20 protein-coding genes are annotated in these 26,069 nt (G+C 73.8%); 7 read left to right on the top strand and 13 right to left on the bottom strand.

Translation table 11 applies throughout. The features are described 5' to 3' along the window. The first annotated feature begins 58 nt into the window (after window positions 1-58). Window positions 59-1,690, top strand: coding sequence for an acyl-CoA synthetase (locus AC07DU_RS02060; RefSeq protein ID WP_479109123.1), 1,632 nt, complete (start codon window positions 59-61; stop codon window positions 1,688-1,690). 101 nt (window positions 1,691-1,791) lie between these two features. Here the strand turns inward: AC07DU_RS02060 and AC07DU_RS02055 are convergent, their stop codons facing one another. Continuing rightward, entirely contained in the window at window positions 1,792-2,643 is an 852-nt protein-coding gene (locus tag AC07DU_RS02055) for an alpha/beta fold hydrolase (RefSeq protein WP_360900404.1), read from the bottom strand. A gap of 107 nt (window positions 2,644-2,750) precedes the next feature. Here AC07DU_RS02055 and paaK point away from each other — a divergent pair, with 107 nt between their 5' ends. Further along, window positions 2,751-4,079 carry a phenylacetate--CoA ligase PaaK gene (gene paaK, locus AC07DU_RS02050; RefSeq protein ID WP_479030480.1) on the top strand — a complete coding sequence of 443 codons (1,329 nt, stop codon included), beginning with the start codon at window positions 2,751-2,753 and terminating at the stop codon, window positions 4,077-4,079. 68 nt (window positions 4,080-4,147) lie between these two features. Further along, entirely contained in the window at window positions 4,148-5,002 is an 855-nt protein-coding gene (locus tag AC07DU_RS02045; RefSeq protein ID WP_479109121.1) for a YhjD/YihY/BrkB family envelope integrity protein, read from the top strand. Between the two features lie 21 nt (window positions 5,003-5,023). Here the strand turns inward: AC07DU_RS02045 and AC07DU_RS02040 are convergent, their stop codons facing one another. Then, on the bottom strand, window positions 5,024-6,541 hold the full coding sequence (locus AC07DU_RS02040; protein ID WP_479109119.1) for a fatty acyl-CoA synthetase: 1,518 nt from the start codon (window positions 6,539-6,541) through the stop codon (window positions 5,024-5,026). A gap of 156 nt (window positions 6,542-6,697) precedes the next feature. Here AC07DU_RS02040 and AC07DU_RS02035 point away from each other — a divergent pair, with 156 nt between their 5' ends. After that, entirely contained in the window at window positions 6,698-9,169 is a 2,472-nt protein-coding gene (locus AC07DU_RS02035; RefSeq protein WP_479109117.1) for a penicillin acylase family protein, read from the top strand. 30 nt (window positions 9,170-9,199) lie between these two features. Here the strand turns inward: AC07DU_RS02035 and AC07DU_RS02030 are convergent, their stop codons facing one another. The 3 genes from AC07DU_RS02030 to AC07DU_RS02020 form a co-directional block, all read right to left on the bottom strand. Beyond that, window positions 9,200-10,312 (bottom strand): calcium:cation antiporter, encoded by a 1,113-nt coding sequence (locus AC07DU_RS02030; protein WP_479109115.1) that lies wholly within the window; start codon window positions 10,310-10,312, stop codon window positions 9,200-9,202. 129 nt (window positions 10,313-10,441) lie between these two features. Further along, a complete protein-coding gene (locus AC07DU_RS02025; RefSeq protein WP_360900386.1) occupies window positions 10,442-11,998 on the bottom strand; it encodes an acyl-CoA synthetase in 1,557 nt (518 codons plus the stop codon). A gap of 5 nt (window positions 11,999-12,003) precedes the next feature. Beyond that, window positions 12,004-13,122, bottom strand: a complete 1,119-nt coding sequence (locus tag AC07DU_RS02020) for a nitronate monooxygenase (protein WP_479030496.1) — start codon at window positions 13,120-13,122, stop codon at window positions 12,004-12,006. 314 nt (window positions 13,123-13,436) lie between these two features. On the opposite strand from AC07DU_RS02020, the gene AC07DU_RS02015 reads away from it, so the two are divergent. Further along, entirely contained in the window at window positions 13,437-15,284 is a 1,848-nt protein-coding gene (locus AC07DU_RS02015; RefSeq protein ID WP_479109113.1) for a serine hydrolase domain-containing protein, read from the top strand. Between the two features lie 121 nt (window positions 15,285-15,405). Here AC07DU_RS02015 and AC07DU_RS02010 read toward each other — a convergent pair whose 3' ends face one another. After that, window positions 15,406-15,783, bottom strand: coding sequence for a VOC family protein (locus tag AC07DU_RS02010; RefSeq protein ID WP_479109111.1), 378 nt, complete (start codon window positions 15,781-15,783; stop codon window positions 15,406-15,408). Window positions 15,784-15,945: 162 nt separating this feature from the next. Then, the gene (locus tag AC07DU_RS02005; RefSeq protein ID WP_479109109.1) at window positions 15,946-16,608 is read right to left on the bottom strand and encodes a TetR/AcrR family transcriptional regulator; all 663 of its coding nucleotides are present in this window, start codon (window positions 16,606-16,608) and stop codon (window positions 15,946-15,948) included. A 78-nt stretch (window positions 16,609-16,686) separates the two neighbouring features. Here AC07DU_RS02005 and AC07DU_RS02000 point away from each other — a divergent pair, with 78 nt between their 5' ends. Together AC07DU_RS02000 and AC07DU_RS01995 are read left to right on the top strand one after the other, a co-directional pair. Further along, window positions 16,687-17,889: an FAD-dependent monooxygenase gene (locus AC07DU_RS02000; protein ID WP_479109107.1), complete on the top strand. Its 1,203-nt coding sequence runs from the start codon at window positions 16,687-16,689 to the stop codon at window positions 17,887-17,889. Between the two features lie 36 nt (window positions 17,890-17,925). Then, a complete protein-coding gene (locus tag AC07DU_RS01995) occupies window positions 17,926-18,375 on the top strand; it encodes a nitroreductase family deazaflavin-dependent oxidoreductase (protein ID WP_453371114.1) in 450 nt (149 codons plus the stop codon). Between the two features lie 21 nt (window positions 18,376-18,396). Here the strand turns inward: AC07DU_RS01995 and AC07DU_RS01990 are convergent, their stop codons facing one another. The 6 genes from AC07DU_RS01990 to AC07DU_RS01965 form a co-directional block, all read right to left on the bottom strand. Beyond that, window positions 18,397-19,959 (bottom strand): phytoene desaturase family protein, encoded by a 1,563-nt coding sequence (locus tag AC07DU_RS01990; RefSeq protein ID WP_453371115.1) that lies wholly within the window; start codon window positions 19,957-19,959, stop codon window positions 18,397-18,399. Next, window positions 19,956-22,031 (bottom strand): serine/threonine-protein kinase, encoded by a 2,076-nt coding sequence (locus AC07DU_RS01985; protein WP_479109105.1) that lies wholly within the window; start codon window positions 22,029-22,031, stop codon window positions 19,956-19,958. Before AC07DU_RS01985 ends, AC07DU_RS01990 begins: the two co-directional genes overlap by 4 nt. Before the next feature lie 336 nt (window positions 22,032-22,367). Further along, complete coding sequence (locus AC07DU_RS01980; protein ID WP_360900358.1) at window positions 22,368-23,558, bottom strand: acyl-CoA dehydrogenase family protein; 1,191 nt, start codon at window positions 23,556-23,558, stop codon at window positions 22,368-22,370. Between the two features lie 132 nt (window positions 23,559-23,690). Further along, complete coding sequence (locus tag AC07DU_RS01975; protein ID WP_479109103.1) at window positions 23,691-24,212, bottom strand: hypothetical protein; 522 nt, start codon at window positions 24,210-24,212, stop codon at window positions 23,691-23,693. A gap of 20 nt (window positions 24,213-24,232) precedes the next feature. After that, window positions 24,233-25,069 carry a class II fructose-bisphosphate aldolase gene (locus AC07DU_RS01970; protein ID WP_479109101.1) on the bottom strand — a complete coding sequence of 279 codons (837 nt, stop codon included), beginning with the start codon at window positions 25,067-25,069 and terminating at the stop codon, window positions 24,233-24,235. Further along, window positions 25,066-25,968 carry an SIS domain-containing protein gene (locus tag AC07DU_RS01965; protein ID WP_479109099.1) on the bottom strand — a complete coding sequence of 301 codons (903 nt, stop codon included), beginning with the start codon at window positions 25,966-25,968 and terminating at the stop codon, window positions 25,066-25,068. Before AC07DU_RS01965 ends, AC07DU_RS01970 begins: the two co-directional genes overlap by 4 nt. Between the last annotated feature and the right edge of the window lie 101 nt (window positions 25,969-26,069).

The raw sequence follows: 26,069 nt of genomic DNA, 5'->3' as shown, positions 1-26,069 counted from the left end.
AGCCACGGGGCCAGTCAGGAACCAACGGCGTCCAGAACCAACGGGGTCAGGAGGAACGGTGGAGTACAACCTTGCCGACCTGTTCGAGTCGGTCGTGGACGTGGTCCCGGACCGCGAGGCCCTCGTCTACGTGGACCACCCCGGGACCGGCGCCGAGCGCCGCCTCACGTACGCGGAGCTGGACGCGGCGGCGAACCGGATCGCGCACCACCTGCTGGACAGCGGGCTGGAGCCCGGGGAGCACCTGGGCCTGCACCTCTACAACGGCGTCGAGTACCTCCAGACCGTGCTGGCGTGCCTGAAGGCCCGGCTGGTCCCGGTGAACGTCAACTACCGGTACGTGGAGGAAGAGCTGGTCTACCTCTACAACGACGCCGATCTCGCCGCGCTCGTCTTCGAGGGCGAGTTCACCGAGCGGGTCGCGGCCGCGCTGCCGCAGACCACGCGGCTGCGGCACCTGATCCGGGTCGGGCAGCCCCCCGCCGGGGCCCCGGAGCCCTCGATCGCCCCCGTCGCGTACGCCGACGCCGAGGCGGCCGGCTCGCCCGGACGCGGCTTCCCGCCCCGCAGCCCCGACGACCTCTTCATCATCTATACGGGCGGCACGACCGGCATGCCCAAGGGCGTCATGTGGCGGGCGGAGGACCTCTTCTTCGCGGGGCTGTTCGGCGGCGAGCCGTCGGGCGAGCCGGTGAAGAGGCCGCAGGAGCTGGCCGAACGGGTCGCGTCCAAGGGCGCCGGGCTCACCTTCTTCCCTGCTCCCCCGCTGATGCACGGCACCTCGACGCTGACCTCGTTCATCGCCTTCAACTACGGGCAGCGGGTGGTCATCCACCGCAAGTACGCGCCCGAGGAGGTCCTGCGGACGATCGAGAAGGAGAAGGTCTCCAGCGTGTCGCTGGTCGGTGACGCGATGCTGAGGCCGCTCATCGACGCCCTGAACGGCCCGCTCAAGGGCACGGACCTGTCGTCGCTGTTCAGCGTCTCCTCGTCCGGGGCGATCATGTCGGAGACGGTGCGCGCCGAGTTCCAGCGGCTGGTGCCGCACGTGCTGCTCCTGAACAACTTCGGGTCGTCCGAGTCCGGGTCCAACGGCCGGGCGACGGACGACTCCGGCCCGGACAAGGGTTTCCGCCTGACGGTCAACGACCGTACGCAGGTGGTGGACCCGGTGACGCACGAGCCCGTGGCGGTGGGCGTGCCGGGGCGCCTCGCGCAGCGCGGACACGTCCCGCTCGGCTACTACAACGACCCGGCGAAGACCGCCGAGACCTTCTTCCAGAAGGGCTCGGAGCGCTGGGTGCTGCTCGGTGACATGGCGACCGTCGACGAGCAGGGCATCGTCACGGTGCTCGGCCGCGGCTCGCAGTGCATCAACACCGGGGGCGAGAAGGTCTACCCGGAGGAGGTCGAGCAGGCGCTCAAGTCTCACCCGGACGTGTACGACGCCCTGGTCGCGGGCGTCCCGGACCCGACCTGGGGCAGCCACGTGGCGGCGGTGGTGCAGGTCCGGCCGGGGGCCCCGGAGCCGACCCTGGACGAGATCCAGAGCCACTGCCGGACCCGGCTGGCGGGCTACAAGATCCCGCGCCAGCTGGTCATCGCGCCGGCCATCCAGCGCTCCCCGAGCGGCAAGGCGGACTACCGCTGGGCGAAGTCGGTGGCGTCGCAGGCGGACGCGGCCGGCTGATCCGCACCCACGGCACCCGCCGCGCCCTCGGGCCTCACTGCACCCTCCACCCCCGCGGCACCCTCCGAGTGGCCCGGCGACCCGCCCCCGTCAGGCGCCCGTCAGGCGCCCGTCGCCAGGAAGCGTTCCACCCTCGCCGCGAACCAGTCGGCGTCGTCCAGCCACGGGAAGTGCCCGGCCCCGGCCTGGACGTCGAGCGAGCCTTGCGGGAACAGGGCGGCGAGCCGGGCCGCCAGCGCCGGCCGGGGGTTGCCGTCCAGTTCCGCGGCCAGCACCAGGACCTCGCCCGTCACCCGGCGCAGCCCCTCCCGGGTGGCGGGCGGGTCGAAGGCGCCGGGGCCGGCGAAGGCGTCGGCGGCCTTCTCGTTCTGCTGCCGCGGACTCGCCGCGAAGTGGGCCCGGGCCGTCTCGTCCCAGCGCCCGTAGAAGAGCGGCGCGGCGAGCTCCCAGTCCGCGTCACTGCCACCGGCGCCGGCCAGGATCCGCTCGTAGGCCTCGATGGCCGTGTCGTACGGCTCGGTCCCCGCCCGAAGCCGGGCCCCTTCCAGGCGGTGCTCCGGGGTCACCGGGAGGTCCACGGCCCACGCGGTCGGGGTGACCAGGACGGTGCGGCGCAGCCGCTGCGGGTGGGCGGCCGCGTAGAGCTGGACGAGGTTGCCGCCGGCGGAGTGCGCGAGGAGGTCCATGCGTTCCAGGCCGAGGTGCGCCCGGAGCGCCTCGACGTCGGCGACCTGGTGGTCGACGCGGTAGGTCGACTCGTCCGCCGGCACCGCGGAGTCCCCCGTCCCGCGCAGGTCCAGCAGGACGAGGCGGCGGCCGGCGGCCAGTCCGCCGAGGTCGCCCAGGTACGCGGAGGCGCGCATGGCGCCGCCGGGGAGGCAGATCAGCGGTTCGCCGTCGCCCTGGACGTGGTAGGCGAGTTCGGTTCCGTCGTGCGCGGTGAAGGAAGGCATGGGGCCCATCACAACAGACGATCACTCGTTCGAGTCATTGATTTAACCTCCCGGAGCCTGGCAATCTACCGAATGATCGGTCGGTTGACTCAGGATGAGGTGACGGCATGGCGGTGTACGCGGATCTCCACGACGAAGGCGAGCGGCTCAGCCGCGACGAGCTGGCGGCCCTCCAGCTGACGCGGCTGCGTGCGACCCTGCGGCGCGCCTACGACCACGTGCCGTTCTACCGGCAGGCCTTCGACAAGGCCGGGGTGCGTCCCGACGACTGCCGTTCCCTCGCCGACCTCGCCCTGTTCCCCTTCACCACCAAGGCCGATCTGCGTGACCAGTACCCCTTCGGCATGTTCGCCGTGCCGCGCCCCGAGGTCCGCCGCATCCACGCCTCCAGCGGCACCACCGGGCGCCCCACCGTCGTCGGGTACACCGACGGGGACCTCTCGACCTGGTCCGACGTCGTCGCCCGGTCGATACGCGCGGCGGGCGGGCGACCCGGCCAGATCGTCCACGTCGCCTACGGCTACGGGCTCTTCACGGGCGGCCTCGGCGCGCACTACGGCGCCGAGCGCCTGGGCTGTACGGTCGTGCCCGCCTCGGGCGGGATGACGGACCGCCAGGTCCGGCTCATCGAGGACTTCCGGCCGGAGGTCATCATGGTGACCCCCTCGTACATGCTGACCTTGCTGGACGAGATGGAGCGCCAGGGCATCGACCCGCGCGCCACCTCGCTGCGGACGGGGATATTCGGCGCGGAGCCGTGGACCGAGGAGATGCGCCGGGAGATCGAGGACCGGCTCGACATCGACGCGGTGGACATCTACGGCCTGTCGGAGGTCATCGGTCCGGGCGTGGCCATGGAATGCGTGGAGACCAAGGACGGCCTCCATATTTGGGAGGACCACTTCTATCCCGAGGTGGTCGACCCGCTGACGGGTGCGGTGCTTCCCGAGGGGGAGCCCGGCGAGCTGGTGTTCACCTCCCTCACGAAGGAGGCCATGCCCGTCATCCGCTACCGCACCCGGGACCTGACGCGGCTGCTGCCCGGCACGGCGCGGCCCGCCTTCCGGCGCATGGAGAAGGTCACGGGCCGCAGCGACGACATGATCATCCTGCGCGGGGTCAACCTCTACCCGACCCAGATCGAGGAGGTCCTGCTGCGCACGGCCGGCCTGGCTCCCCACTTCCAGCTGCGGCTGACCCGGGAGGGCCGCATGGACGCCCTGACGGTACGGGTGGAGGCGCGGCGGGAGACGGACGCCGGCCGGCGGGATGCCGCGGCCGCCGAGGTGGTGCGGGCCGTGAAGGAGGGGATCGGGGTCTCGGTGCGGGTGGAGGTGGTCGATCCGCAGACGCTGGAGCGTTCGGTGGGGAAGATCAAGCGGCTGGTGGACCTGCGCGACGCCGGGGAGGGCCGAGACCTGCGACCGGGCGTCTGAAACCACCTCTTCGGGCCTATTGGGAGTAGCCCCCGGGAGCGTGGCCGCGCCCGCGGGTAGTGCATGGTGTGACCTCGATCCTCCGGCGGCTGTACAACCGGCTCCAGGGCTCCCATGCCGGGCTGGCGTGGAGCCGTGGCCGGGAGATGGAGCTCATGCACCGGGCGATGGGCTTCGCGGCCCTCGGGTTCCTCACCCTGGTGCCGCTGCTGATCGTCGTGGCCGCCGCCTCACCGGGCAGCGGTTCGGGCTTCGGCCGCTGGCTCGGCCAGGCCCTCGGGGTGACGCAGGCCTCGCGGGACAAGGTCGAGGTGCTGTTCAGCGCGGCGGACCTGGCGCTGGAGCGGACCACCGCGTTCGGACTCGCCGCCCTCGCCGTGTTCGGCCTGACCTTCGGCTCGGCGGTGCAGACCGGCTACGAGAAGGTCTGGGACCTGCCGACCGCCCGCTGGCACACCATGTGGCGGCACGTCGTCTGGCTCGCCCTGCTGGTCTGCTACCTCGCCCTGCTCGTGGAGACCCCCGCCCCCTCGAACGGCGCCTTCGGCACCACCCTCGGCTTCCTGGGCGACCTGTTCGGCACCTGCCTGTTCTTCGTCGGCTCGCAGCGCCTGCTGCTCGGCGGCCGGGTCCGCTGGCGGGCCCTGGTGCCGGGTGCGGTGGCGACCAGTCTCGGCCTGCTGGGTCTGCGGATCTTCTCGCAGCTGGTGTTCTCCCCGCTCATCGCGTCGAACGCCGTGACCTACGGCCCGTTCGGGACCCTGCTGGTCGTCCAGTCCTGGCTGGTCGGCGTCGGTTTCGTCGTCTACGGCGGCGCCCTCGTCGGCCGCCTCCTACACGAGCACTTCACCCTGCGTCGCCTGCGGCGCAGCGGACTCCTGCCGCCCGAGCAGTTCCCGCCCCGCCACCCGGAGCCGGGCTGACCCCACCGCGGGCGCCGGCCGTCAGGGGGACGGTTCGGTGAAGCGCTCGCGCAGTTCCCGCTTGAGGATCTTGCCGCTGGCGTTGCGCGGGAGGGCGTCCACGAAGTGCACCCGCTTCGGGGCCTTGAAGTGGGCGAGCCTGTCCCGCGCGTACTGCATCAGCTCCGCCTCCGTCACCTCCCCGCGCGGCACCACGACCGCCGTGACCGCCTCGATCCACCGCTCGTCGGGCAGGGCGACCACCGCCGCCTCGGCCACGCCCGGGTGGGTGTAGAGCACGTCCTCCACCTGCCGTGAGGCGACCAGTACCCCGCCCGAGTTGATGACGTCCTTCACCCGGTCCACCACCGTGAAGTAGCCCTGCGCATCGCGCACCGCGAGGTCGCCCGAGCGGAACCAGCCGTCGCGGAAGGCCTTCTCGGTGGCCGCCGGGTCGTTCCAATAGCCGAGGCAGAGCTGCGGCGAGCGGTAGACCACCTCACCCGCCGTGCCGGCGGGGACGTCCTCGCCGTCCTCGTCGACGACCTTCGCCTCGACGTGGCGCACCGGCCTCCCGCAGGAGTCCATGCGCCCCTCGTGCTCGTCCGGCCCCAGCACCGTGGCCAGCGGGCCGATCTCGCTCTGGCCGAAGCAGTTGTAGAAGCCGAGCCCGGGCAGCTGCTCGCGCAGCCGTTCCAGCACCGGGACCGGCATGATCGAGGCCCCGTAGTACGCCTTGCGCAGCGCGCCCAGCTCGCGCTCCGCGAACTGGGGGTGGTTGGCCATGCCGATCCACACCGTCGGCGGGGCGAAGAGGCTGTCGGCCTCCCCCGCCTCGACCAGGTCGAAGACCTGCTCCGCGACCGGTGCGTCCAGGATGGTGTTCCGCGCCCCGACCGCGAGGTACGGCATCAGGAAGACGTGCATCTGCGCCGAGTGGTACAGCGGCAGCGAGTGCACCGGCCGGTCCTCCTCGGACAGGTCCAGCGCGTCGACGGCGCTCTCGTATTCGTGGGCGAGGGCCCGGTGGGTCATCATGGCGCCCTTGGGCAGGGCGGTGGTCCCCGAGGTGTAGAGCAGCTGCACCAGCCGCGACGCGTCCGGGCCGGCGGCCTCGTAGGGCAGCGGTTCGGCCAGGTCCGCGAGGAAGGACCCGGGCGCGTCGCGCAGCGCCCGTACGGGGTGGCCGTCGGGGATCCGCCCGGCCAGGTCGGGATCGGCGAGGACCAGGGCGCTCCCGCAGTCGCCCAGGATGTGGGCGAGGTCCTCGCCGGTGAGGTTCTGGTTGACGGGGACGTGGGTGAGGCCGGCCCGGGCGCAGGCCAGGAAGGCGATGAGGTAGGCGTCGCAGTTGTGGGCGAAGGTCGCGACCCTGTCCCCCTCGGCGAGCCCGTACCGCTCCCTCAGCACGGCGGCGCCGGTGGTGACGGCCGCGTCGAGTTCCGCGTACGTCCAGGTCCGTTCGCGGTAGCGGACGGCCACCCGCTCGGGGACCCTGCGGGCGGTGTCCCGTACGAGTCCGTCGACCGTCTGGTGGCGCACTTCCCGCTCTGCCGTCATGGCGCGATCCTCGTCGCCCGTACGGCCGAGGTCAATGACCTCGATACCAAACGGGATGTTGACAGATCATCCGACCGCCTGCATGAGTGTGGGGGCACGGACGGGCCGCCCCCCACAGGGCAACCACGCCCGCCCGCAGGCTACTTGGGAGGTACGTTGCACCTCAGCACCCGCCCGGCACTGCGCCGCGCCGCGCTCACCGGCGCCGCGCTGCTCGCCGTCACGGCCGCGGCACCACAGGCTTCGGCGGCGACCGGGGACCGGATACCCTCCGGCGGCGGCCTGTCCGCCGTCATCCGGTACACCGAGAACGGCATCCCCCACATCCTCGCCCGGGACTACGCGCACCTCGGCTTCGGGACCGGCTGGGCGCAGGCCGCCGACCAGGTCTGCGTCCTGGCCGACGGTTTCGCGACCGTCGCCGGTGAGCGCTCGCGCTGGTTCGGCCCCGAGGCCGCACCCGACGGCTCGCTGTCCTCCGCGACCCGCAACCTCCCCAGCGACCTGTACTTCAAGGGCGTCCGGGAGTCCGGCGCCGTGGACAAGCTCCTCGCCGCGCCCGCTCCGGCCGGTCCCGGCAAGGACGTCAAGGAGCTGATGCGCGGCTGGGCGGCCGGCTACAACGCCTGGCTCGCCCAGAACGAGATCGGCGATCCCGCCTGCAAGGGCGCCGGCTGGGTCCGCCCGGTCACCACCACCGACGTCGCCGCCCGCGCCTTCGCGGTCTCGGTCCTCGGCGGGCAGGGGCGCGCCGTCGACGCCATCACGGCCGCCCAGCCCCCGGCACCGGCCCCGGCGGCCCCCACGACGGCGCCCGCCCCCACGACCACCGACGCCCCGACGACCGCTCCGGCCCCCGCGGTCGATCCGCAGGCCGCCGCGCAGGCCGCCCGGGAGTTCTTCGACACGAGCCGCTACGACATGGGCTCCAACGCGGTGGCCTTCGCCGGCTCGACCACCGCCGGCGGCCGCGGACTCCTGCTCGGGAACCCGCACTACCCCTGGCAGGGCGGGCGCCGCTTCTGGCAGTCGCAGCAGACGATCCCGGGCGAGCTGAACGTCTCGGGCGGCTCCCTGATCGGCGCCCCCGTGGTCGGCATCGGCTTCAACGAGAAGGTGGCCTGGAGCCACACGGTGGCGACCGGCACGCCCGTCAACCTGCACCAGCTCACGCTCGACCCGGCCGATCCCACCGTCTACCTGGTCGACGGGAAGCCGGAGGCGATGACCCGGCGGACCGTCACCGTCCCGGTGGCGGGCGGCGAACCGGTGACCCGCTCCCAGTGGTGGACCCGCTTCGGCCCCGTGATCACGGGCATGGGCGCCGGCCTGCCGCTGCCCTGGACGGCGCAGACGGCCTACGCGCTGGCCGACCCCAACGCGGCGAACCTGCGGGGCTCCGACTCCGCCCTGGCCATGGGCAAGGCCCGCTCGGTCGCCGGCATCCAAGAAGCCCTGGCGCGCACCCAGGGCCTGCCCTGGGTCAACACGGTGGCCGCCGACTCCGCGGGCGGCACCCTCTTCACCCAGACGCAGGTGCTCCCCCGGATCACCGACGAGCTCGCCGCGCGCTGCTCCACGCCGCTGGGCCGGGCCACGTACCCGGCCTCGGGACTGGCCGTACTGGACGGTGCGCGCGGCGAGTGCGCGCTCGGCGCGGACCCGGACGCGGTGCAGCCGGGCGTGTTCGGCCCGGGCAAGGCACCGACGCTGCGGGACGCCCCGTACGCCGAGAACTCCAACGACAGTGCCTGGCTGGCCAATGCCGACCGGCCGCTGACCGGGTACGAGCGGATCTGGGGCAATGTCGGCGCCCCCCGGTCGATGCGGACGCGCGGCGCGGTCGAGGACGTGTCGGCGATGGCCGCGCGCGGCGGGCTGACGGTGGGTGACCTGCAGAAGCAGCAGTTCGCCAACCGGGTTCCGGCCGGTGACCTGGCGGCGGCCGACGCGGCGGCGGCCTGCGCCGCGCTGCCCGGCGGTACGGCGACGGCGAGCGACGGCTCCGCCGTGGACGTCTCGGCGGCCTGCCCGGTCCTGGCGGGCTGGGACCACAGCGCCGACGGCACCAGCCGGGGAGCGCTCCTCTTCGACCGGTTCTGGCGCAAGCTGACGGCGTCGACGGCGGCCAAGGACCTGTGGCTGGTGCCGTTCTCGGCGGCCGATCCGGTGCGCACGCCCCGTACGCTCAACCGGACGGCGCCCGGCGTCGGCCGGGCGCTCGCGGACGCGGTGGCGGAGCTGAGGGCGGCCGGGATCGCGCTGGACGCCCCGCTGGGCGAGCACCAGTTCGTGGTCCGCGGCGGCCAGAGGCTGCCGGTCGGCGGCGGCACGGAGTCGCTCGGCGTCTGGAACAAGATCGAGGCGCCGTGGAACGCGGCGGCCGGGGGCTATCCGGAGATCGTGCACGGCTCCAGCCACATCCAGGCGGTCGGCTGGGACGGCGGCCGCTGCCCGGTGGCGCGCACCCTGCTGACGTACAGCCAGTCGGCGAACCCGAACTCGCCCTTCTACGCGGACCAGACCCGGCTCTTCTCCCAGGAGCGCTGGGTCACCTCGCGCTTCTGTGAGCGGGACATCCTCACCTCGCCGCGGCTGAAGGTGGTGTGGCCCCGCGAGCGCCGCTGACCGAGGCCCTTGCCGCCTCCTGCCGCCGGCTCACGGGCTGACGGCCAGGAGGAGGTAGGCGGCCAGCAGGACGAGGTGCACACCGCCCTGGAGCAGGGTGGCCCGGCCCGGCGCGATGGTAAGGGCGCTGACCACGACGGTCAGGGCGAGCAGCACCATGTGGATGGGGCCGAGGCCCAGCAGCAGCGGGCCGGACAGCCAGACCGAGGCCAGGGCGATGGCCGGGATGGTGAGGCCGATGCTGGCGATGGCGGAGCCGTAGGCCAGGTTGAGGCTGGTCTGGACGCGGTCGCGGCGGGCGGCCCGGACCGCGGCCAGGGTCTCGGGCAGCAGGACGAGCAGGGCGATGATCACACCGACGACGGCGTGCGGCAGGCCGGCGTCGGCCACGCCCTTCTCGATGGTCGGGGACACGGCCTTGGCGTTTCCGACCACCGCGGCGAGCGCGACCAGCAGCAGGCCGACGCTGATCAGTGCGGCGCGGGCGGTGGGCGGCGCGGCGTGGGCGTCCGGGTCCTCCGGGGCGCCGGGGCGCGGCTGGGTGGCCACGGGCAGGAAGTAGTCCCGGTGGCGGACCGTCTGGACGGCGATGAACAGGCCGTACAGGGCGAGCGAGGCGACGGCCGCGAAGGTGAGCTGGGCGGTGGAGAACTCCGGGCCGGGCCTGCTCGTGGTGAAGGTCGGCAGGACCAGGCTGAGGACGGCGAGGGTCGCGACGGTGGCGAGGGCCGCTCCGGAGCCCTCGGCGTTGAAGACGGCCACCCGGTTGCGCAGGGCGCCGACGAGCAGGGACAGGCCGACGATCCCGTTGCAGGTGATCATGACGGCGGCGAAGACGGTGTCCCGGGCGAGCGAGGAGGTCTCGTCGCCGCCGTCGGCCATCAGGGTGACGATGAGGGCCACTTCGATGACGGTGACGGCGACGGCCAGGACGAGGGATCCGAAGGGCTCGCCGACCCGGTGGGCGACGACCTCGGCATGGTGGACGGCCGCCAGCACCGCGCCCGCGAGGCAGAGCGCGACGAGCGCCACCGCGAACGGGGGCAACGCGCGTCCCCAGCTGAAGGCGAGCGCGACGAGCGCCCCCACGGGGACCAAGACCGTCCAGTCGGTCAGGGGTGATCTGCGCGTTTCCGTCCTCATATCAGCCAACGTGCCAGAACTGTCCCTCCGGTGCGGCGCACCACGCGCCTCCGGGCAGCTGACGTGGCCTTCCTCACGGACGCCCCGGGCGCGGCGGCCGGGCCCGTACGCCCGTACCCCCGTACGCCGTCACATCGCGCGCTCGCGGCCCTCCCAGTACGGGTCGCGCAGCCGGCGCTTGTACAGCTTGCCGTTCGGGTCGCGCGGCATCGTCTCGATGAAGTCGACCGTGCGCGGGCGCTTGTAGGCGGCGAGCCGCCGCTCGCAGTGGTGCAGGATCTCCGCGGCCAGGGCGTCGCCCGCGGCGAAGCCCTCGGCCGGTTCGATGACGGCCTTGACCTCCTCGCCCCAGTCGGCGTGCGGGATCCCGAAGGCGGCGGCGTCCGCGACCGCCGGATGGGTGAGCAGGGCCGACTCGATCTCGGCGGGGTAGATGTTGACCCCGCCCGAAATGATCATGTCGATCTTGCGGTCGCGCAGGAAGAGGTAGCCCTCTTCGTCCATCAGTCCGAGGTCGCCGACGGTGAAGAAGTCGCCGATGCGGTTCTTCCTCGTCTTGTCCTCGTCCTTGTGGTAGCTGAAACCGCCGGTCCTCATCTTCATGTACACCGTGCCCAGTTCGCCCGCGGGCAGCCGGTTCCCGTCGTCGTCAAAGACGGCGAGTTCGCTGATCGGCCAGGCCTTGCCGACGGTTCCCGGCTTCTTCAGCCAGTCCTCCGCCGTCGCGAAGGCGCCGCCGCCCTCACTCGCCGCGTAGTACTCCTCCACACAGCCGCCCCACCAGTCGATCATCGCCCGCTTCACGTGGTCGGGGCAGGGCGCGGCGCCGTGGATGGCGTGCCGCATCGAGGAGACGTCGTACGCGTCCTTCGTCTCCTGCGGGAGCGCGAGGAGCCGGTGGAACTGGGTGGGCACCATGTGGGTGTGCGTGCAGGCGTGCTCGTCGATCAGGCGCAGCATCTCCTGCGGCGTCCACTTGTCCATCAGGACCAGCGGATGCCCGATGTGCAGGGCGGCGCCCGCGAACTGGAGGACGGCCGTGTGGTAGAGCGGCGAGCACACCAGGTGGACGTTGCCGTCGAAGGGCCGGATGCCGAAGATGCCGAGGAAGCCGCCGAGGTACGTCTCCTCCGGGGGCTTGCCGGGCAGCGGGCGGCGGATCCCGCGCGGGCGGCCGGTGGTGCCGGAGGTGTAGTTCATGACCCAGCCCAGGGTGCGGTCCTCGGGCGGCGTGCCGGGCCGGCCGTCGAGGAGTTCCCCGTACGGGCGGAAGCCCGGGACCGCTCCGACGGCGTAGCGGTGGCTCGCGGGCAGGTCCGCCTCGTCGGCCGCGGCGGTGGCGGCGTCGGCGAAGCGCTCGTGGGCGATGAGGACCTTGGCGCCGGAGTCGGAGACGATCCAGGCGATCTCGGGGCCGACGAGGTGGTGGTTGACGGGCACCAGGTAGAAGCCGGCCTGGGAGGCGGCGAGGTAGGCGGTGAGGAACGGGACGCCGTTGGGGAGGACCACGGCGAAGACGTCGCCCTTCGTCATCCCGGCCGCGCGCAGGCCGTGGACGAGGCGGTTGACTTCGGCGTGCAGCCGGCCCGCGCTCCACTCCTCGCCCTCGGGGGTGACCAGGACGGTCCGGTCGGGGTCGGCGGCGGCCTGGGCCCAGAATCCGTTCGGCCGCTGGTCCTCGGTCATGGCGCTCACGCCTCCTCCCGGGCTCGGCCGGCGATGCGGTTGATGCGGTCGACGGCGCGCTCGAACCCGGTGGTGAGCTCGTCGAAGACGGCCTGGACGCTGCGTTCGGAGGTCATCTTGCCGACGATCTGGCCGACGGGGGTGCCGAGCAGCGGCTGGACCTCGTACTTCTGGATCCGGGAGACGGCCTCGGCGACGAGCAGCCCTTGCAGGGGCATGGGGAGCGCGCCGGGGCCCGCCGGGTCGTCCCAGGCGTCGGTCCACTCGGTGCGCAGCTGGCGGGCGGGTTTGCCGGTGAGGGCGCGGGAGCGGACGGTGTCGCCGGAGCCCGCGGCGAGCAGCTTCTCGGTGAGGGCGCGGGAGTGCAGGTCCGCCTCGGTGGTCGTGAGCCAGAGGGAGCCGAGCCAGGCGCCCTGGGCGCCGAGGGCGAGCGCGGCGGCGACCTGCTCGCCGCTGCCGATCCCGCCCGCGGCGAGGACCGGCAGCGGGGCGACGGCTTCGACGATCTCGGGGACCAGGACCATGGTGGCGATGTCGCCGGTGTGGCCGCCGGCCTCGTAGCCCTGGGCGACGACGATGTCGATGCCTGCTTCGGCGTGCCGGCGGGCGTGTTTGGCGCTGCCGGCGAGGGCGGCGACGAGCACACCGTGGTCGTGGGCGCGCGCGATGACGTCGGCGGGCGGGGAACCGAGGGCGTTCGCGAGGAGTTTGACGGGGTAGTCGAAGGCGACGTCGAGCTGATTGCGGGCGACCTGCTCCATCCAGCCGGTGATCCGCCAGCCGGAGGCCTCGCCCTCGGCGAGCTCGGGCACGTGGTGCTTGGCGAGGGTGTCGCGGACGAAGGCGCGGTGTCCGGCCGGGATCATCGCCTCGATGTCGGCTTCGCTGATGCCGTCGACGGCCTTCTTGGCGGGCATGACGACGTCGAGGCCGTAGGGCTTGCCGTCGGTGTGCGCCTGCATCCAGTCGAGGTCGCGCCTGAGGTCGTCGGGGGCGGTGTAGCGGACGGCGCCGAGGACGCCGAATCCGCCCGCGCGGGTGAGGGCGGCGGCGACCGCCGGGAAGGGCGTGAAGCCGAAGATGGCGTGCTCGACTCCCAGTTTCTTGCTCAGCTCCGTCTCCATGGGCGGCAGGATGCCGCAGCCCGGCGGCCGAGGGAAGAGATTTTCTGATGCAGTGTCAGATTGTTTACGGGCCGGGCGGGGAGGACGGCGCCGCCGGACGGGCAGATACCCACTAGCGTGCGCGAGACCAGCCTCGCCGGCGCACCTTCCACTGGTGGCCGCGGGGTTCGAAGCGCCGGTTCCGGGGCGACGCCAGCCCGGGAAACGGCGCGGCGAGCACATTCAGCCTCGCCGGCGCTTGAGGCGCGGGGTCCGGGCGGAGCCCCGGGAACGGCGCCGCAGGCCGGCTCGGACAGGAGACAGGAGGGCCGGACATGGCAGCAGGCACGGGGGCCGAGGGCCAGGCGGATGAAGGAGCGGCAGCCGCGCACGGGCACGGGCCGAGCCGCCGCAGGCTCGGCGCGCGGCTGCTCGCGCTCGGCGGGGTGCTCGTCCTGCACGCCGCACTGCCCGGCGCCGGCGCCGGAGCGGCGGGCCACACCCCGGCCGAGCGGCGCGCGCTCCAGGGACTGCGCCTGCGGTACGGGTCCGCACGCCAGGCCGGGCTGCTGGAGGAACACCTGGAGGGCGTCGCGCAGGAGGCCCGGCGGTTCCTGGGCCCCTCCCCCGAACACCCTTACTTCGCCGGGGCGGTGGTCCTCGCCGGGCGCGGCAGCACCGTCGCACTGCACCGCGCCATGGGTGACGCCGTACGGTACGCGGACTACGACGGGCGCACCGACCGGGTCCGGGAGTTCCCGGCGGCCGAGCGGATCGCCATGGCCGAGGACACGGTCTTCGACCTGGCCTCGCTGACCAAGCTGTTCACCTCCATCCTGGCCGTCCAGCAGATGGAGCGGGGGCGCCTGGAGCTGGAGGCTCCGGTGACCCGGTACCTTCCATCCTTCACCGGGGGCGGCAAAGAGCTGATCACGGTCCGTCAGCTGCTCACCCACACCTCGGGGCTGCGCTCGTGGGCGCCCTTCTATCAGGAGTCCACACGCGAGGGGCAGTTGAGGCTGTTGTGGTCGGTGCGGCCGCAGGAGACTCCCGGAACCGTCTACCGCTACTCCGACCTGAACCTGATCGCGCTCCAGCTGCTCCTGGAACAGATCACCGGCCGCACGCTCGACGTCCTGCTCCACGACGAGATCACCGCTCCGCTCGGGATGCACCGCACACGGTACAACCCACCGCTCTCCTGGCGCCGGGTCACCGCCGCCACGGAGGTGCAGCGCCCGCCCTGGTCGGGCCTGGACCGCGGGCTGGTGTGGGGCGAGGTCCACGACGAGAACGCGTACGCCCTCGGCGGGGTGGCGGGGCACGCCGGAGTCTTCGGCACCGCCTGGGACCTGGCCGTCCTGGCCCGCACCCTGCTGGACGGCGGGGCGTACGCGGGCCGCCGCATCCTGCGCCCCGCCTCCGTCGAACTGCTCTTCACGGACTACAACACGGCCTTCCCCGGCGATGACCACGGCCTCGGCTTCGAGCTCTACCAGCACTGGTACATGGGCGCCATGGCCACCCCGCACTCCGCCGGCCACACCGGCTTCACCGGCACCTCCCTCGTCCTGGACCCCTCCACCGACTCCTTCCTCGTCCTCCTCGGCAACTCCGTGCACCCCGTACGCACCTGGCGGGCCGGCAGCGCGCCGCGCGTCGCCGTCGGCAACCGCTTCGCCCGCGCCGTCCCCGTCCGCACGAAGCACGGTGGGTCGGCCTGGTTCTCGGGGATCCGGCCGGGCGGTTCGGGCACCCTCACCCTGCCGCCGCTCACCCCGGCCACGGCCGCCGCCCGCCTGCGGTGCGCCGTGTGGTGGGACACCGTGCCCGGCGAGGGCGCCCTGCACCTGGAGGTCTCGCCCGACGGGGAACACTGGGAGCCGCTGCCCTTCAGCACCGTGCGCTCCACCGGCGGCGCCGCCGAGGCGTGGCCGCGGGGCTCGGTGGGCGGCTGGTCGGGGCGCGTCTGGCACCGCCTCGAAGCCCCTCTCACGGCCGCGTGGGCAGGCCGCGAGGTACGGCTGCGGCTGCGCCACACCGCGAGCGGCCGTTACGTCGGGCGGGGGATCTACGTCGACGTCGTCCGGGTGGCGGAACCGGCCCGCCTCCTCTTCGCGGAGGACCGCCCCGCCGACGCCGCCCGCATCGAGGCCATCGGCTGGACCCGGTCCTCGGACTGAGGGCCGGGCGGGCGGCGTGACTGGGGCGGCCGGGGCGGCCGGGGTGGCCCGGGCGGCCGGCGTTGCCCGGGTGGCCGGCGTTGCCCGGGTGGCTGGGGCGGCCCGGGTGGCCCGGGACGGCTCAGTGGCGGACGAGGCAGAAGGGATGTCCCGCCGGGTCCGCGTAGATCCGCCAGCCGCGGTCGTCCGGGCCCGCGTCGAGCAGGGTCGCGCCCGCCTCCAGCACCTGCTCCTGCGCGCGGTCCAGATCCGGGACGCCGAAGTCCAGGTGGAACTGCTGCGGCCGGGCCGGATCGGGCCAGCGCGGGGGCTGGTGGTCCGGTGCACGCTGGAAGGCGAGGACCAGGCCCGACGGGGTGTGGAGCGTCGCCCAGTCCTCGTCGACGGACCAGCGCCGGTCGGGCCGATCGAGGGCCCCGCCCAGCAGGGACGCGTAGAACTCGGCGAGCGACCGCGGCTGGGGGCAGTCCAGGACCACGCACTGCAATTCAGCGATCATGAGCGGATCCTAGTGCTGTGGCCGGGAAGGTTCGCCGGGTCGTGTTGTCCGGTGCGGTGCATCGCAAGGCGGAGGCCCGCGGCTCGTACTGGACGTACATGCGCGGTCCGACAACGCAGCGAGGTGCCGTGCCGGGCGGCGCGACCCGGTGGACCTTTCCGGTCACAGCACTAGATCGGGTGCGAGGGCCGCGTCGATCATCCGGCGGGCTACGGAGGTCAGTTCGGCCGGATCGGGGGCCGGACGGGAGCGGGCGAGGGCCCCGGCCAGCCGGTCGTAGAGGAGCCCGTCCGTCCAGGCGACCAGCAGTTCGGCGGCCTCCCGCGGCCGCTCGGCCCCGAGCGCGGCGAGGATTCCCGCGGCCCGGATCCGGGCCTCCTGCCCCGCGCGGTGCAGCTGGGGCTGCAACGCCGGGTTGCGGGCGGCCTCCAGGCTGAGTTCGTAGCGTGCCAGTTGGCGCTCGCGCCCCACCGTCAGCCAGCGGTGCAGCAGTGCGGCGAGCGCGGCCGCGGCCGCCTCCCGGTCCAACGTCGCGAACGCGGGCGGACCGTCGCCGTCGCGGTCGAGGGCACCGCCTCCACCACCGTCCCCACCACCGAGGCCGACGCCGATGTCGTCGAGATCCCGCTCCGCCAGCCGCTGGTAGCAGGCGCTGATCAGGGCCTCTCTCGTACGGAAGTAGTACGAGGTGCTACCCGTCGGCAGCCCCGCCGCCCCGTCGACCGCACGGTGGGTCAGGCCCCGGAGCCCGGCGGCGGCCACGAGGTCGATCGCGGTGTCGGCGATCAGCGTTCTGCGGTCGGTTCCGCGGTCAGGGGTGGACATGGCCTCACTCTACCGCTGTAGAGTGAAGCCATGTCCTCTACAGGCGTAGAGGGTCGTGTCGGGCAGGGAGGGCGTGTCATGTCTCAACGTCATGCGGTCGTGGCGGGCGCGGGGATCGGCGGGCTCTCGGCGGCCGTGGCCCTGCACCGCCGGGGCTGGCGGGTCACCGTCTGCGAGCGGGCGCCCGGGCCGACCGCCGCCGGCGCCGGGATCGTCCTCGCCCCCAACGGCCTGCGCGCCCTGGACGCCATCGGCTTCGACGTCACCGGCGCCGCGCGCCGCGCCGTCCCGGCCGCGATGGGCCTGCGCCGCTCGGACGGCCGCTGGCTGAACCGCGCCGACCCCGCCGCGCTGGCCTCCCGTTACGGCCGTCCGCCGCTCGGCGTGCACCGCGCGGACCTCGCCGCAGCGCTGGCCGCCGCGCTCCCCGACGGCACGATCCGGTACGGCGCCCCGGTCACGGCCGTGGACGACGCCGAGGGCTCCCCGGTGGTCCGTACCCCGGCCGGTGACCTCGGCGGCGCCGATCTCGTACTGGCCGCCGACGGGCTCAACAGCCCCCTGCGCCGCCGGTACTTCCCGGACCACCCGGGCCTGCGCTACAGCGGGGAGACCGCCTGGCGGGCGGTCCTGCCCGCCGGCGACGGCCGCGCCGCGGCGCAGGCCGCTGAGACCTGGGGCCGGGGCGAGCGCTTCGGCGTCGTCCCGCTCGCCGACGGCCGTGTCTACCTCTACGCCACCGCCGTCGTCCCCGAGGGCTACCGCCCCGCCGACGTCCGCGCCGAACTCCTGCGCCGCTACGGCACCTGGCACGACCCGATCCCGGCCCTGCTGGAGCGGATCGACCCGGCGGCCGTGCTCCAGCACGACCTGTACGACCTGGCCGCCCCGCTTCCCCGCTTCCACCACGGGCGCCTCGCCTGGCTCGGCGACGCGGCCCACGCCATGACCCCCAACCTGGGCCAGGGCGGCTGCCAGGCCATCGAGGACGCCGCCGTCCTGGCCCACGTGCTGGAGGCAGGGGGCGCCGAGGACGTCCCGGCCGCCCTCGCCGCCTACAGCGCGGCCCGCCGGGGCCGCACCGAGGCCCTTCGCGTCCGGTCCCGCCGGGCGGGCCGGATCGCCGCCCTCACCCACCCGCTCGCGGTGGCCGTCCGCGACCTCGCCGTCCGCGCCACCCCGGCCCGGGTCTCCCTGCGGGCGCTGGACGGCCTCTTCGAGGGATTCACGCTCCCGGGCGGAATGGGAACGGCGTCCGCCGGTGTTGGCACCCACGCGTGAGTCGTTGACCGTTCCACACGAAGGCGGCAGAGCCCCATGACGACCGACATCGACTGGGACAACCCGAAGGACCCCAGGGCGGGAAGCTGGCAGCGGGACCACGTCCGGCAGTACGTGGCCTCCGACGGCGCCGAGGGCCAGTTCTGGAACGGCACCCAGACGCTCCTGCTCACCACCGTGGGCCGGGTCTCCGGCGCCCCCGTGCGCACCCCCCTCATCTACGGTGAGGACGACGGCCGTTACCTCCTCGTCGCCTCAAACGGCGGCGACGGCGCCCACCCGCTCTGGTACCGGAACCTCACCGAACACCCCGAGGTCCGCATCCAGGTCGGCGCCGAGACCCTCCACGGCACGGCCCGCACGGCAACCCCCGGCGAACGCGCCGCGTACTGGCCGGTGATGCTGCGCCACTGGCCCGCGTACGACGACTACCAGGCCAAGACCGACCGCGAGATCCCGATCGTGGTCATCGACCCCGTCGGATAGCCCCCGCCTTGACGACAGCGCCTAGTGCCCCAGCACCGCCATCGCCGCGTTGTGGCCGGGGACCCCGCTGACGCCGCCGCCGCGGACCGCCCCCGCTCCGCACAGCAGGACGTTGCGGTGGGCGGTCTCCACGCCCCACCGGCCGCCGCCCGATTCGGCGTAGGGCCAGGACAGGTCGCGGTGGAAGATGTGGCCGCCGGGGAGCCGCAGGTCGCGTTCCAGGTCCAGCGGGGTCTTCGCCTCGATGCACGGGCGGCCGTCCGCGTCGAAGGCCAGGCAGTCCGTGAGCGGTTCGGTCAGGTGCGCGTCGAGCTGCGCGAGGGTGGCGGTGAGCAGGACCTCGCGAGCCTGCCGGTTGTCCTTCTCGAAGAGCCGGGCCGGGGTGTGCAGGCCGAAGAGCGTGAGCGTCTGGTAGCCCTGTTCCACCAGCTCCGGCCCCAGGATCGTGGGGTCGGTCAGCGAGTGGCAGTAGATCTCCGAGGGCGGTACGGAGGGCAGTTCACCGGTGGCTGCCTCCGCGTAGGCCCGGGCCAGCTCGGCGTACCCCTCGGCGATGTGGAAGGTGCCGCCGAAGGCCTCACGCGGGTCCACGGCGGTGTCCCGCAGCCGCGGCAGCCGGCGCAGCAGCATGTTGACCTTGAGCTGGGCCCCTTCGGGGGCCCGCTGCGGCGGTGCCTCGCCGAGGAGTTCGGCCAGGGCCCGCGGTGAGGCGTTGACCAGGACCGTGCGGCCGACGACCCGTCCCTCCCCGGTCGCCGTACGGAACACCACCTCCGCGGGGGCGATCCCGTCCGTGTCGATCCGCAGCACCTCGTGCCCGGTGGCGATCTGCGCCCCGGCCGCCCGCGCGGCCGCCGCGAGGGCGTCGGTCAGGGCTCCCATGCCGCCGACCGGCACGTCCCAGTCCCCGGTCCCGCCGCCGATGACGTGGTAGAGGAAGCAGCGGTTCTGCGCGAGCGAGGGGTCGTGCGCGTCCGCGAAGGTGCCGATCAGCCCGTCGGTGAGGACCACTCCGCGGACCAGGTCGTCGTCGAAGTGCCGCTCCACCGCGCGCCCCAGCGGCTCCTCGAAGAGCATCCGCCACGCGTCCGCGTCGTCGATCCGGGCCCGCAGTTCGTCCCGGGTGGGCAACGGCTCGGTCAGGGTCGGGAACACCTTCCGGGCGACCTGCCCGGTGGTCGCGTAGAAGGCGCGCCAGCTCTCGTACTCCCGGTCCGAGCCGGTCAGCCGTGCGAAGGACTCCCGGGTGCGCTGCTCGCCGCCGCCGACCAGCAGCCCGCCCGGGCGCCCGTCGCGCTCGACGGGCGTGTACGAGGAGACGGTGCGCCTGCGGACCGCGAACCGCAGGTCCAGGTCGCGCACGATCTTCGACGGGAGCAGGGAGACGAGGTAGGAGTAGCGCGAGAGGCGGGCGTCGAGGCCCACGAAGGGGCGGCTGGAGATCGCCGCCCCGCCTGTGTTCCCGAGCCGCTCCAGCACCAGGACGGAGCGGCCCGCCCGGGCGAGGTACGCGGCGGCCACCAGGCCGTTGTGCCCACCGCCCACGATCACGTCGTCGTACACGTCCCGCCCGAAGGTCGTCATGGCTCTTGGTAGCACACCTGGCCGAGCCGCTCCAGACAGTAGGCCTCGTCGGCGTGGGCCCGCGCCGTGTCGGGATGGTCGTCGCCCAGGGACCGCTCGCGGATGCCGGAGAGGTCGCGGTAGAGGGGCAGCGCCTCCTCCCAGCGGCCCAGCCGGCCGAGCCCGACGGCGAGCTCGCGGCGGCTGACCAGGGTGTCCGGGTGCTCCGCGCCGAGCACCTCGGCGCGCACCGCGGCCAACTGTCGGGCCTCCGCCACGGCCTCCTCCCAGCGCTCCAGGCGGCCGAGGTTGACGCCGAGGACGTGCCGGGCGCGCAGCGTCTCCGGGTCGGTGGCCCCGTAGGCGCGGGTCCGGTCGCGGACCAGGGCCCGGAACAGGTCGAGGGCCTGGGCGCTGCGCCCGGTGCGGCCGAGGGCGATGCCCACCTCGTAGCGCGCCGCCAGGGTGTCGGGGTGGTCGCGCCCCAGGACCCGTTCCCGTACGGCGGCGACCTCGTGGAAGGCGGCCAGGGCCTCCTCCCAGCGCTCCAGCCGGCCGAGCGCGTACGCCGCCTCGTACCGGGTCAGCAGCGTGTCCGGGTGCTCGGCTCCGAGGACGGCCGCGCGGTCGGCGGCAACCTCGGCGGCGGTGGTGTGGGCGTCGGCGAACCGGCCGAGCGCGCCCAGGGCGCAGGCCAGGTTGTGACGGCAGCGCAGGGTGTCGGGGTGGCGCGGCCCGACGGTCCGCTCGCGGGCGACGAGCACGGCGCGGTAGACGTCGTGCGCCTCCTGGTGGCGTCCGAGGCGGCCCATCTCGTACGCCGCCTCCTGGCGGGCCGCGAGGGTGTCGGCGTGGTCCGGTCCGAGGACGCGGGCGCGCCCCTCGGCCACGGCGGTGTACACGGCGAGCGCGTCCGCGGGCCGGCCCGCGCGGCTGAGGGCGTAGGCGCGCGCGTGGTCGGCGGCGAGCGCCTCGGGGCCGCCGGGGGCGGGCGCGGCCGCGGGGCGCGGCAAGCCGTACGCCGCGGTGAGCCGCGGGTCCTCGGTGGGTTCGGGCCGGACGATCGCGGGGACCACGGCGTGCTCGCCGCTGGCACGCGCGGCCGTCCACGAGCCGGTGAGCACGGCCCACGCGCCGCTCGCCGGGCGGGCGTCGATCCCGGCCTTGCGCCCGGCGGTCATACCGCGGGCCCATGCCGGCAGCGGGGCCTGGGCGCCCGGCAGCCCGCCCGGTCCCAGGCGTGCCTCGACGAGCCGGTGGTGGACGTGGCGGGCGTCGCCGGGGCGGTCCTCCGGACGCTTGGCGAGCAGGTCCAGGACCACCTCCTCGAAGTAGCCGGGCAGTTCGGGCCGGTGCTCGCGCGGGGGCACGGGGGCGGTGTCGCGGTGGCCCACCAGCACCGACCACGAGTCGCCGAGGTCGAAGGGCGGGGCGCCGGTGGCGATCTCGTACAGGACGCAGCCGAGGGAGTAGAGGTCGCTGCGGTGGTCGACCTCGCCGCCCGCGATCTGCTCGGGCGACATGTAGTGCGGGGTGCCCATCGCCATGCCGCCGCCGGTGAGTTTTGCGGTGAAGCCGATGTCGTGGGCGAGCCGGGCGATGCCGAAGTCGCAGATCTTCACGGTGCCGTCGGTGAGCCGCATGATGTTGGCGGGCTTCAGGTCGCGGTGGACCACGCCCTGGTCGTGGGTGTAGCCGAGGGCGGCGGCCATCTGCTCCGCGATGTCGACCACCACGTCCACGGGGAGCGGGCGGGTGTCGTTGTCCTCCAGGAGCTGACTGAGGTTGCGGCCTTCGAGGAGCTCCATCACCAGGTACAGGCAGCCGCCCGAGGCGCTGTCGTCGCCGAAGTCGTGGACGACGGTGACCCCGCGGTGCTGGAGGGACGCGGCCACGCGCGCCTCCCGCCGGAACCGCTCGCGCAGCACCTGGGTGAAGTGGGCGTCCTGCTCGGCGCCGATCGGCTTGAGGCACTTCACGGCGACCTGCCGGCCCAGCGATTCGTCGCGGGCGCGCCACACTTCGCCCATGCCGCCGCGCCCGATCAGATCGAGCGACCGGTACCGGCCCTGGATCAGTCTGGACTCCGCCATGTCTTAAAGCCGCCCCCGTCGTCGTGCTATGCCCTCCCCGGCCGGTCCAGTATGGCCGCTCATGTGCGCAGTGTGTACGGCGAGGGGCGGCTCCCGGGGCCCAGGTGACGCATCGCTTTCAAGATGTGACCTGGCGGGCGCTTCCAGCGTAGACCTGCGGGAATGCTGCGCCGCACGCGTCCGGTGAGGCGCAGGCGCCGGGTGACGCCGCGCGGTGCCGGTGCGGGCCGCCCGTACGGCTGGTGCGTCCAGCCGGGGAGGGAACCGTACGCGAGCGCGGCGCGGCGGCGCCACAGCGGATTCCGGCCAGGCACCGGGCGGGCCCAGGGTGTCGGCCTAGCGGCGGACGCGGGGCATGCCCAGGCCGATCCAGGAGATGATCTCCCGCTGGATCTCGTTGTTGCCGCCGCCGAAGGTGAAGATCACGGCGCTGCGGTAGCCGCGTTCCAGTTCGCCGTGCAGGACCGCCCCCGCCGAGCCGTCCTTGAGGGAGCCGGCCGCGCCGACGACCTCCATGAGCCAGGCGTACGCGTCCCGGCGAGCCTCGGAGCCGTACACCTTGACCGCCGAGGCGTCCTGCGGGGTGAGGGTGCCCTCCTGGACCGCGCCCACCATCTGCCAGTTGAGCAGCTTCATCGCGTCGAGCCGGGCGTGGGTGCGGGCGAGGCGGGTGCGGACCCAGGAGAGGTCGATGACCCGGCGGCCGTCGGCGAGCTTCGTCCCGGCGGCCCAGCGCTGGACGTCGTGCAGGGCGCGGATGGCCATGGTGCCGTGCGCGGCGAGGGTGACGCGTTCGTGGTTGAGCTGGTTGGTGATCAGCCGCCAGCCCTTGTTCTCCTGGCCGACGCGGCGGTTCGCCGGGACGCGGATGTTCTCGTAGTAGCTGGCGGTGGTGTCGTGCGAGGCGAGGGTGTTGATGAGGGTGCAGGAGTAGCCGGGATCCGAGGTCGGCACCAGGAGCATGGTGATGCCCTTGTGCGCGGGGGCGTCCGGGTCGGTGCGGACGGCGAGCCAGACCCAGTCGGCGGTGTCTCCGTTGGTGGTCCAGATCTTCTGCCCGTTGACGACGTAGGTGCCGCTCTCCTCGTCGCCCTCGCGCACGGCCTTGCACTTGAGCGCGGCGAGGTCGGTGCCGGCGTCGGGCTCGCTGTAGCCGATGGCGAAGTCGATCTCCCCCGCGAGGATCTTGGGCAGGAAGTACGCCTTCTGCTCGTCGGTGCCGAACTGCATGAGGGTCGGCCCCACCGTGTTGAGCGCCATCAGGGGCAGCGGTACGACGGCCTGCGCGGCCTCGTCGAAGAAGATGAACTGGTCCATCGGGGACATCCCGCGGCCCCCGTACTCCTCGGGCCAGCCGACCCCCAGCCAGCCGTCGGCGCCGAGCCGGCGGATGGTCTGCCGGTAGTACCGCTTCTGCGCGGCCGGGTCCCGGTAGCGGTCGTGGACGTCGTCCGGCACCAGCTCGGCGAAGTAGGCGCGCAGCTCGGTGCGCAACTGCTGCTGCTCAGGCGTGTATTCGAGGTGCACGGGCCCCTCCGGGAGTCTCGCGGTCCAGCCGGTCGGCGTGGCGGCGGCGGACACACTAGAACCTGTTACAAAAATTGGGAAGGGGTCGCATCGACGGGCGGCCGCCGTCACGTGAGGAGCGGGCGCCCGCCGTCAGACATGGAGGTAGAGCAGGTCGAAGCAGACGAGGTCGCGCGCCGTGTCGAAGAGGTACGTGCCCGACGGGCGCGGGCCGGGCGTCTCGCGGTTCGCGTACGCGTCGAACTCCGGGCTGCCCCGCCAGGCCGCGGCGGCGGGCAGGTACGGCTCCAGCGCGTGCGGCAGCGCGGACGGCGCGGCCGAGGTGAAGGTGCGGCCGGGGGCGCCGACGGTCGCGGCCGCTCCCCCGGGCGCCAGGCGGGCGACGCCGACGAGCCGGATCCGGGAGTCCGGGCTCGGCAGGCTCCGCCCGCCGCCCGCCTCCTCGTCGATGTCGTAGCCCATCCAGTGCGCGGCGGTGAGTTCGCCCAGATGCGGCCGAAACCGCTCGTCGAGAGGTTCCAGGTCGGTGCGGACCGGGATGCGGTGGGGCTGCGGCCACAGCAGGTACGTCATGCCGCCGCCCAGGGTCAGCAGCGGGAGGCCGGCGATCAGCAGGAACCGCCGCCGGTCCGTACGTCCGCGCCGCGTGTCCACGATCGCCCCCCCGGTGCCGCTCAGTTCAGGGCGCTGATCATAGCGGCGGCCGTAGCCGTCATCGCCGTACGGGCGGCCGTCAGGTACGGCCGGGGATCGGCCCGGGTGAGGTGGGTGCGGATGGCCTCGGTCATGGCCAGGTTCAGGGCGGTGCCGATGTTGACCTTGCGGATGCCGCCCGCGACGGCCGCCGCGAGCTCGGCGTCGGGCAGCCCGGAGGAGCCGTGGAGGACGAGCGGTACGTCCACCGTCTTGGCCAGCCGGGCCAGCAGCGCGTGGTCCAGGGCCGCGGTCCGGCTGGTCATCGCGTGGCTGCTGCCGATGGCGACGGCCAGCGCGTCCACCCCGGAGTCGGTGACGAACCGCCGTGCCTCGTCGGGGTCGGTACGGGCGCCGGGTGCGTGCGGATCCAGGGGGGCGGCCCCGTTCTTGCCGCCCACCTCGCCCAGCTCGGCTTCGATCCAGAGCCCGTTGGCATGGGCCCAGTCGGCGGCCGAGCGGGTGGCCTCCAGGTTCTCGGCGTACGGGAGCTGCGCGGCGTCGTACATCACCGAGCTGTATCCCGCGTCGCAGGCCTGGCGCAGCAGCTCGGGGCTCTTGACGTGGTCCAGGTGCAGGCCGACGGGGACCGCGGCGGCCTCCGCGCAGGCGGCGGCGGCCCGGGAGATGGGCAGCAGCCGGCCACCGCGGAACTTCACGGCGTTCTCGCTCAGTTGCAGGATGACCGGCACCCCGGCCGCCTCGGCGCCGGCGACGACGGCTTCGGCGTGCTCCAGGGTGATGATGTTGAAGGCGGCGACGGCGCGGCCCGCGCGGGCCGCTTCCAGGACGAGCGGACCGGCGGGTACCAGGCTCATCGGACCGCCTCCTCGCCGGTGGCGAGGATCACCGAGCGGGTGAGGTGGCGCGGCGCGTCCGGATCCAGCTGCCGGTGGGCGGCGACGGCGAGGGCGAGGCGGTGCACGCGGACCAGTTCGGCGAGCGGGTCGAGCCCTCCGGCCACCCAGTGGGAGCCGGTGTCGCGGACCTGTCCGGCGAGCCCGTCGGGGGCCTCGCCGAGGCACCAGGTGACGGTGCCGGGCCCGGAGACGCTGATCGGCCCGTGCCGGTACTCCATCGCCGGGTAGGACTCGGCCCAGGACAACGACGCCTCGCGCATCTTCAGCGCGGCCTCGTGGGCGAGTCCGACGCTCCAGCCGCGGCCGAGGAAGGTGAACTGCCCCCGGATCTCCAGGTCTGCGGGGAGCGGCTCGGCCAGGGCGGTGCGGGCGTCGTCCACCACGGCGGCGGTGTGGAGCCCGAGGTGGGCGCGCAGGAGGGTGAGGGCGGTGGTCGCGAAGCGGGTCTGCACGACGGACCGTTCGTCGGCGAAGTCGAGGACGACGAGCTCGTCCGCGACGGTCATCACCGGGGTCGCGGGATCGCCGACGACGGCGGTGGTGGGCACCCCGGCGTCCCGCAGTGCGGCCAGCAGGTCCAGCACCTCGGTGGTGGTGCCGGAGCGGGTCAGGGCGACGACCCGGTCGTAGCGGCGGTGGCGCGGGAACTCCGAGGCGGGGAAGGCGTCCGTCTCGCCCTGCCCGGCCTCCTCGCGCAGCACGGCGGCCGCCTGGGCCATGTAGTAGGAGGTCCCGCAGCCGACGATCGCGGTCCGCTCCCCCGGCTGCGGCAGCACCGCCCGGCGGGCCGGGGCCAGTTCGGCGGCCCGCTCCCAGCATGCGGGCTGTGTGCCCAACTCGTACGCGACGTGACTCATACAGGCTCCCTCGTGCGGCAGGCTGATCTGAATGCGCTGAACGCGTTCCTGAATACGTTTCCCTGAATGCGTTTTCCTGCAAGATAGCTGGCATTTTCAAG

It is taken from the genome of Streptomyces sp. NPDC045695 (assembly GCF_056432025.1).
Note: the sequence above shows the minus strand (reverse complement) of the source record. Positions and strands in the feature narration are given on the sequence as shown.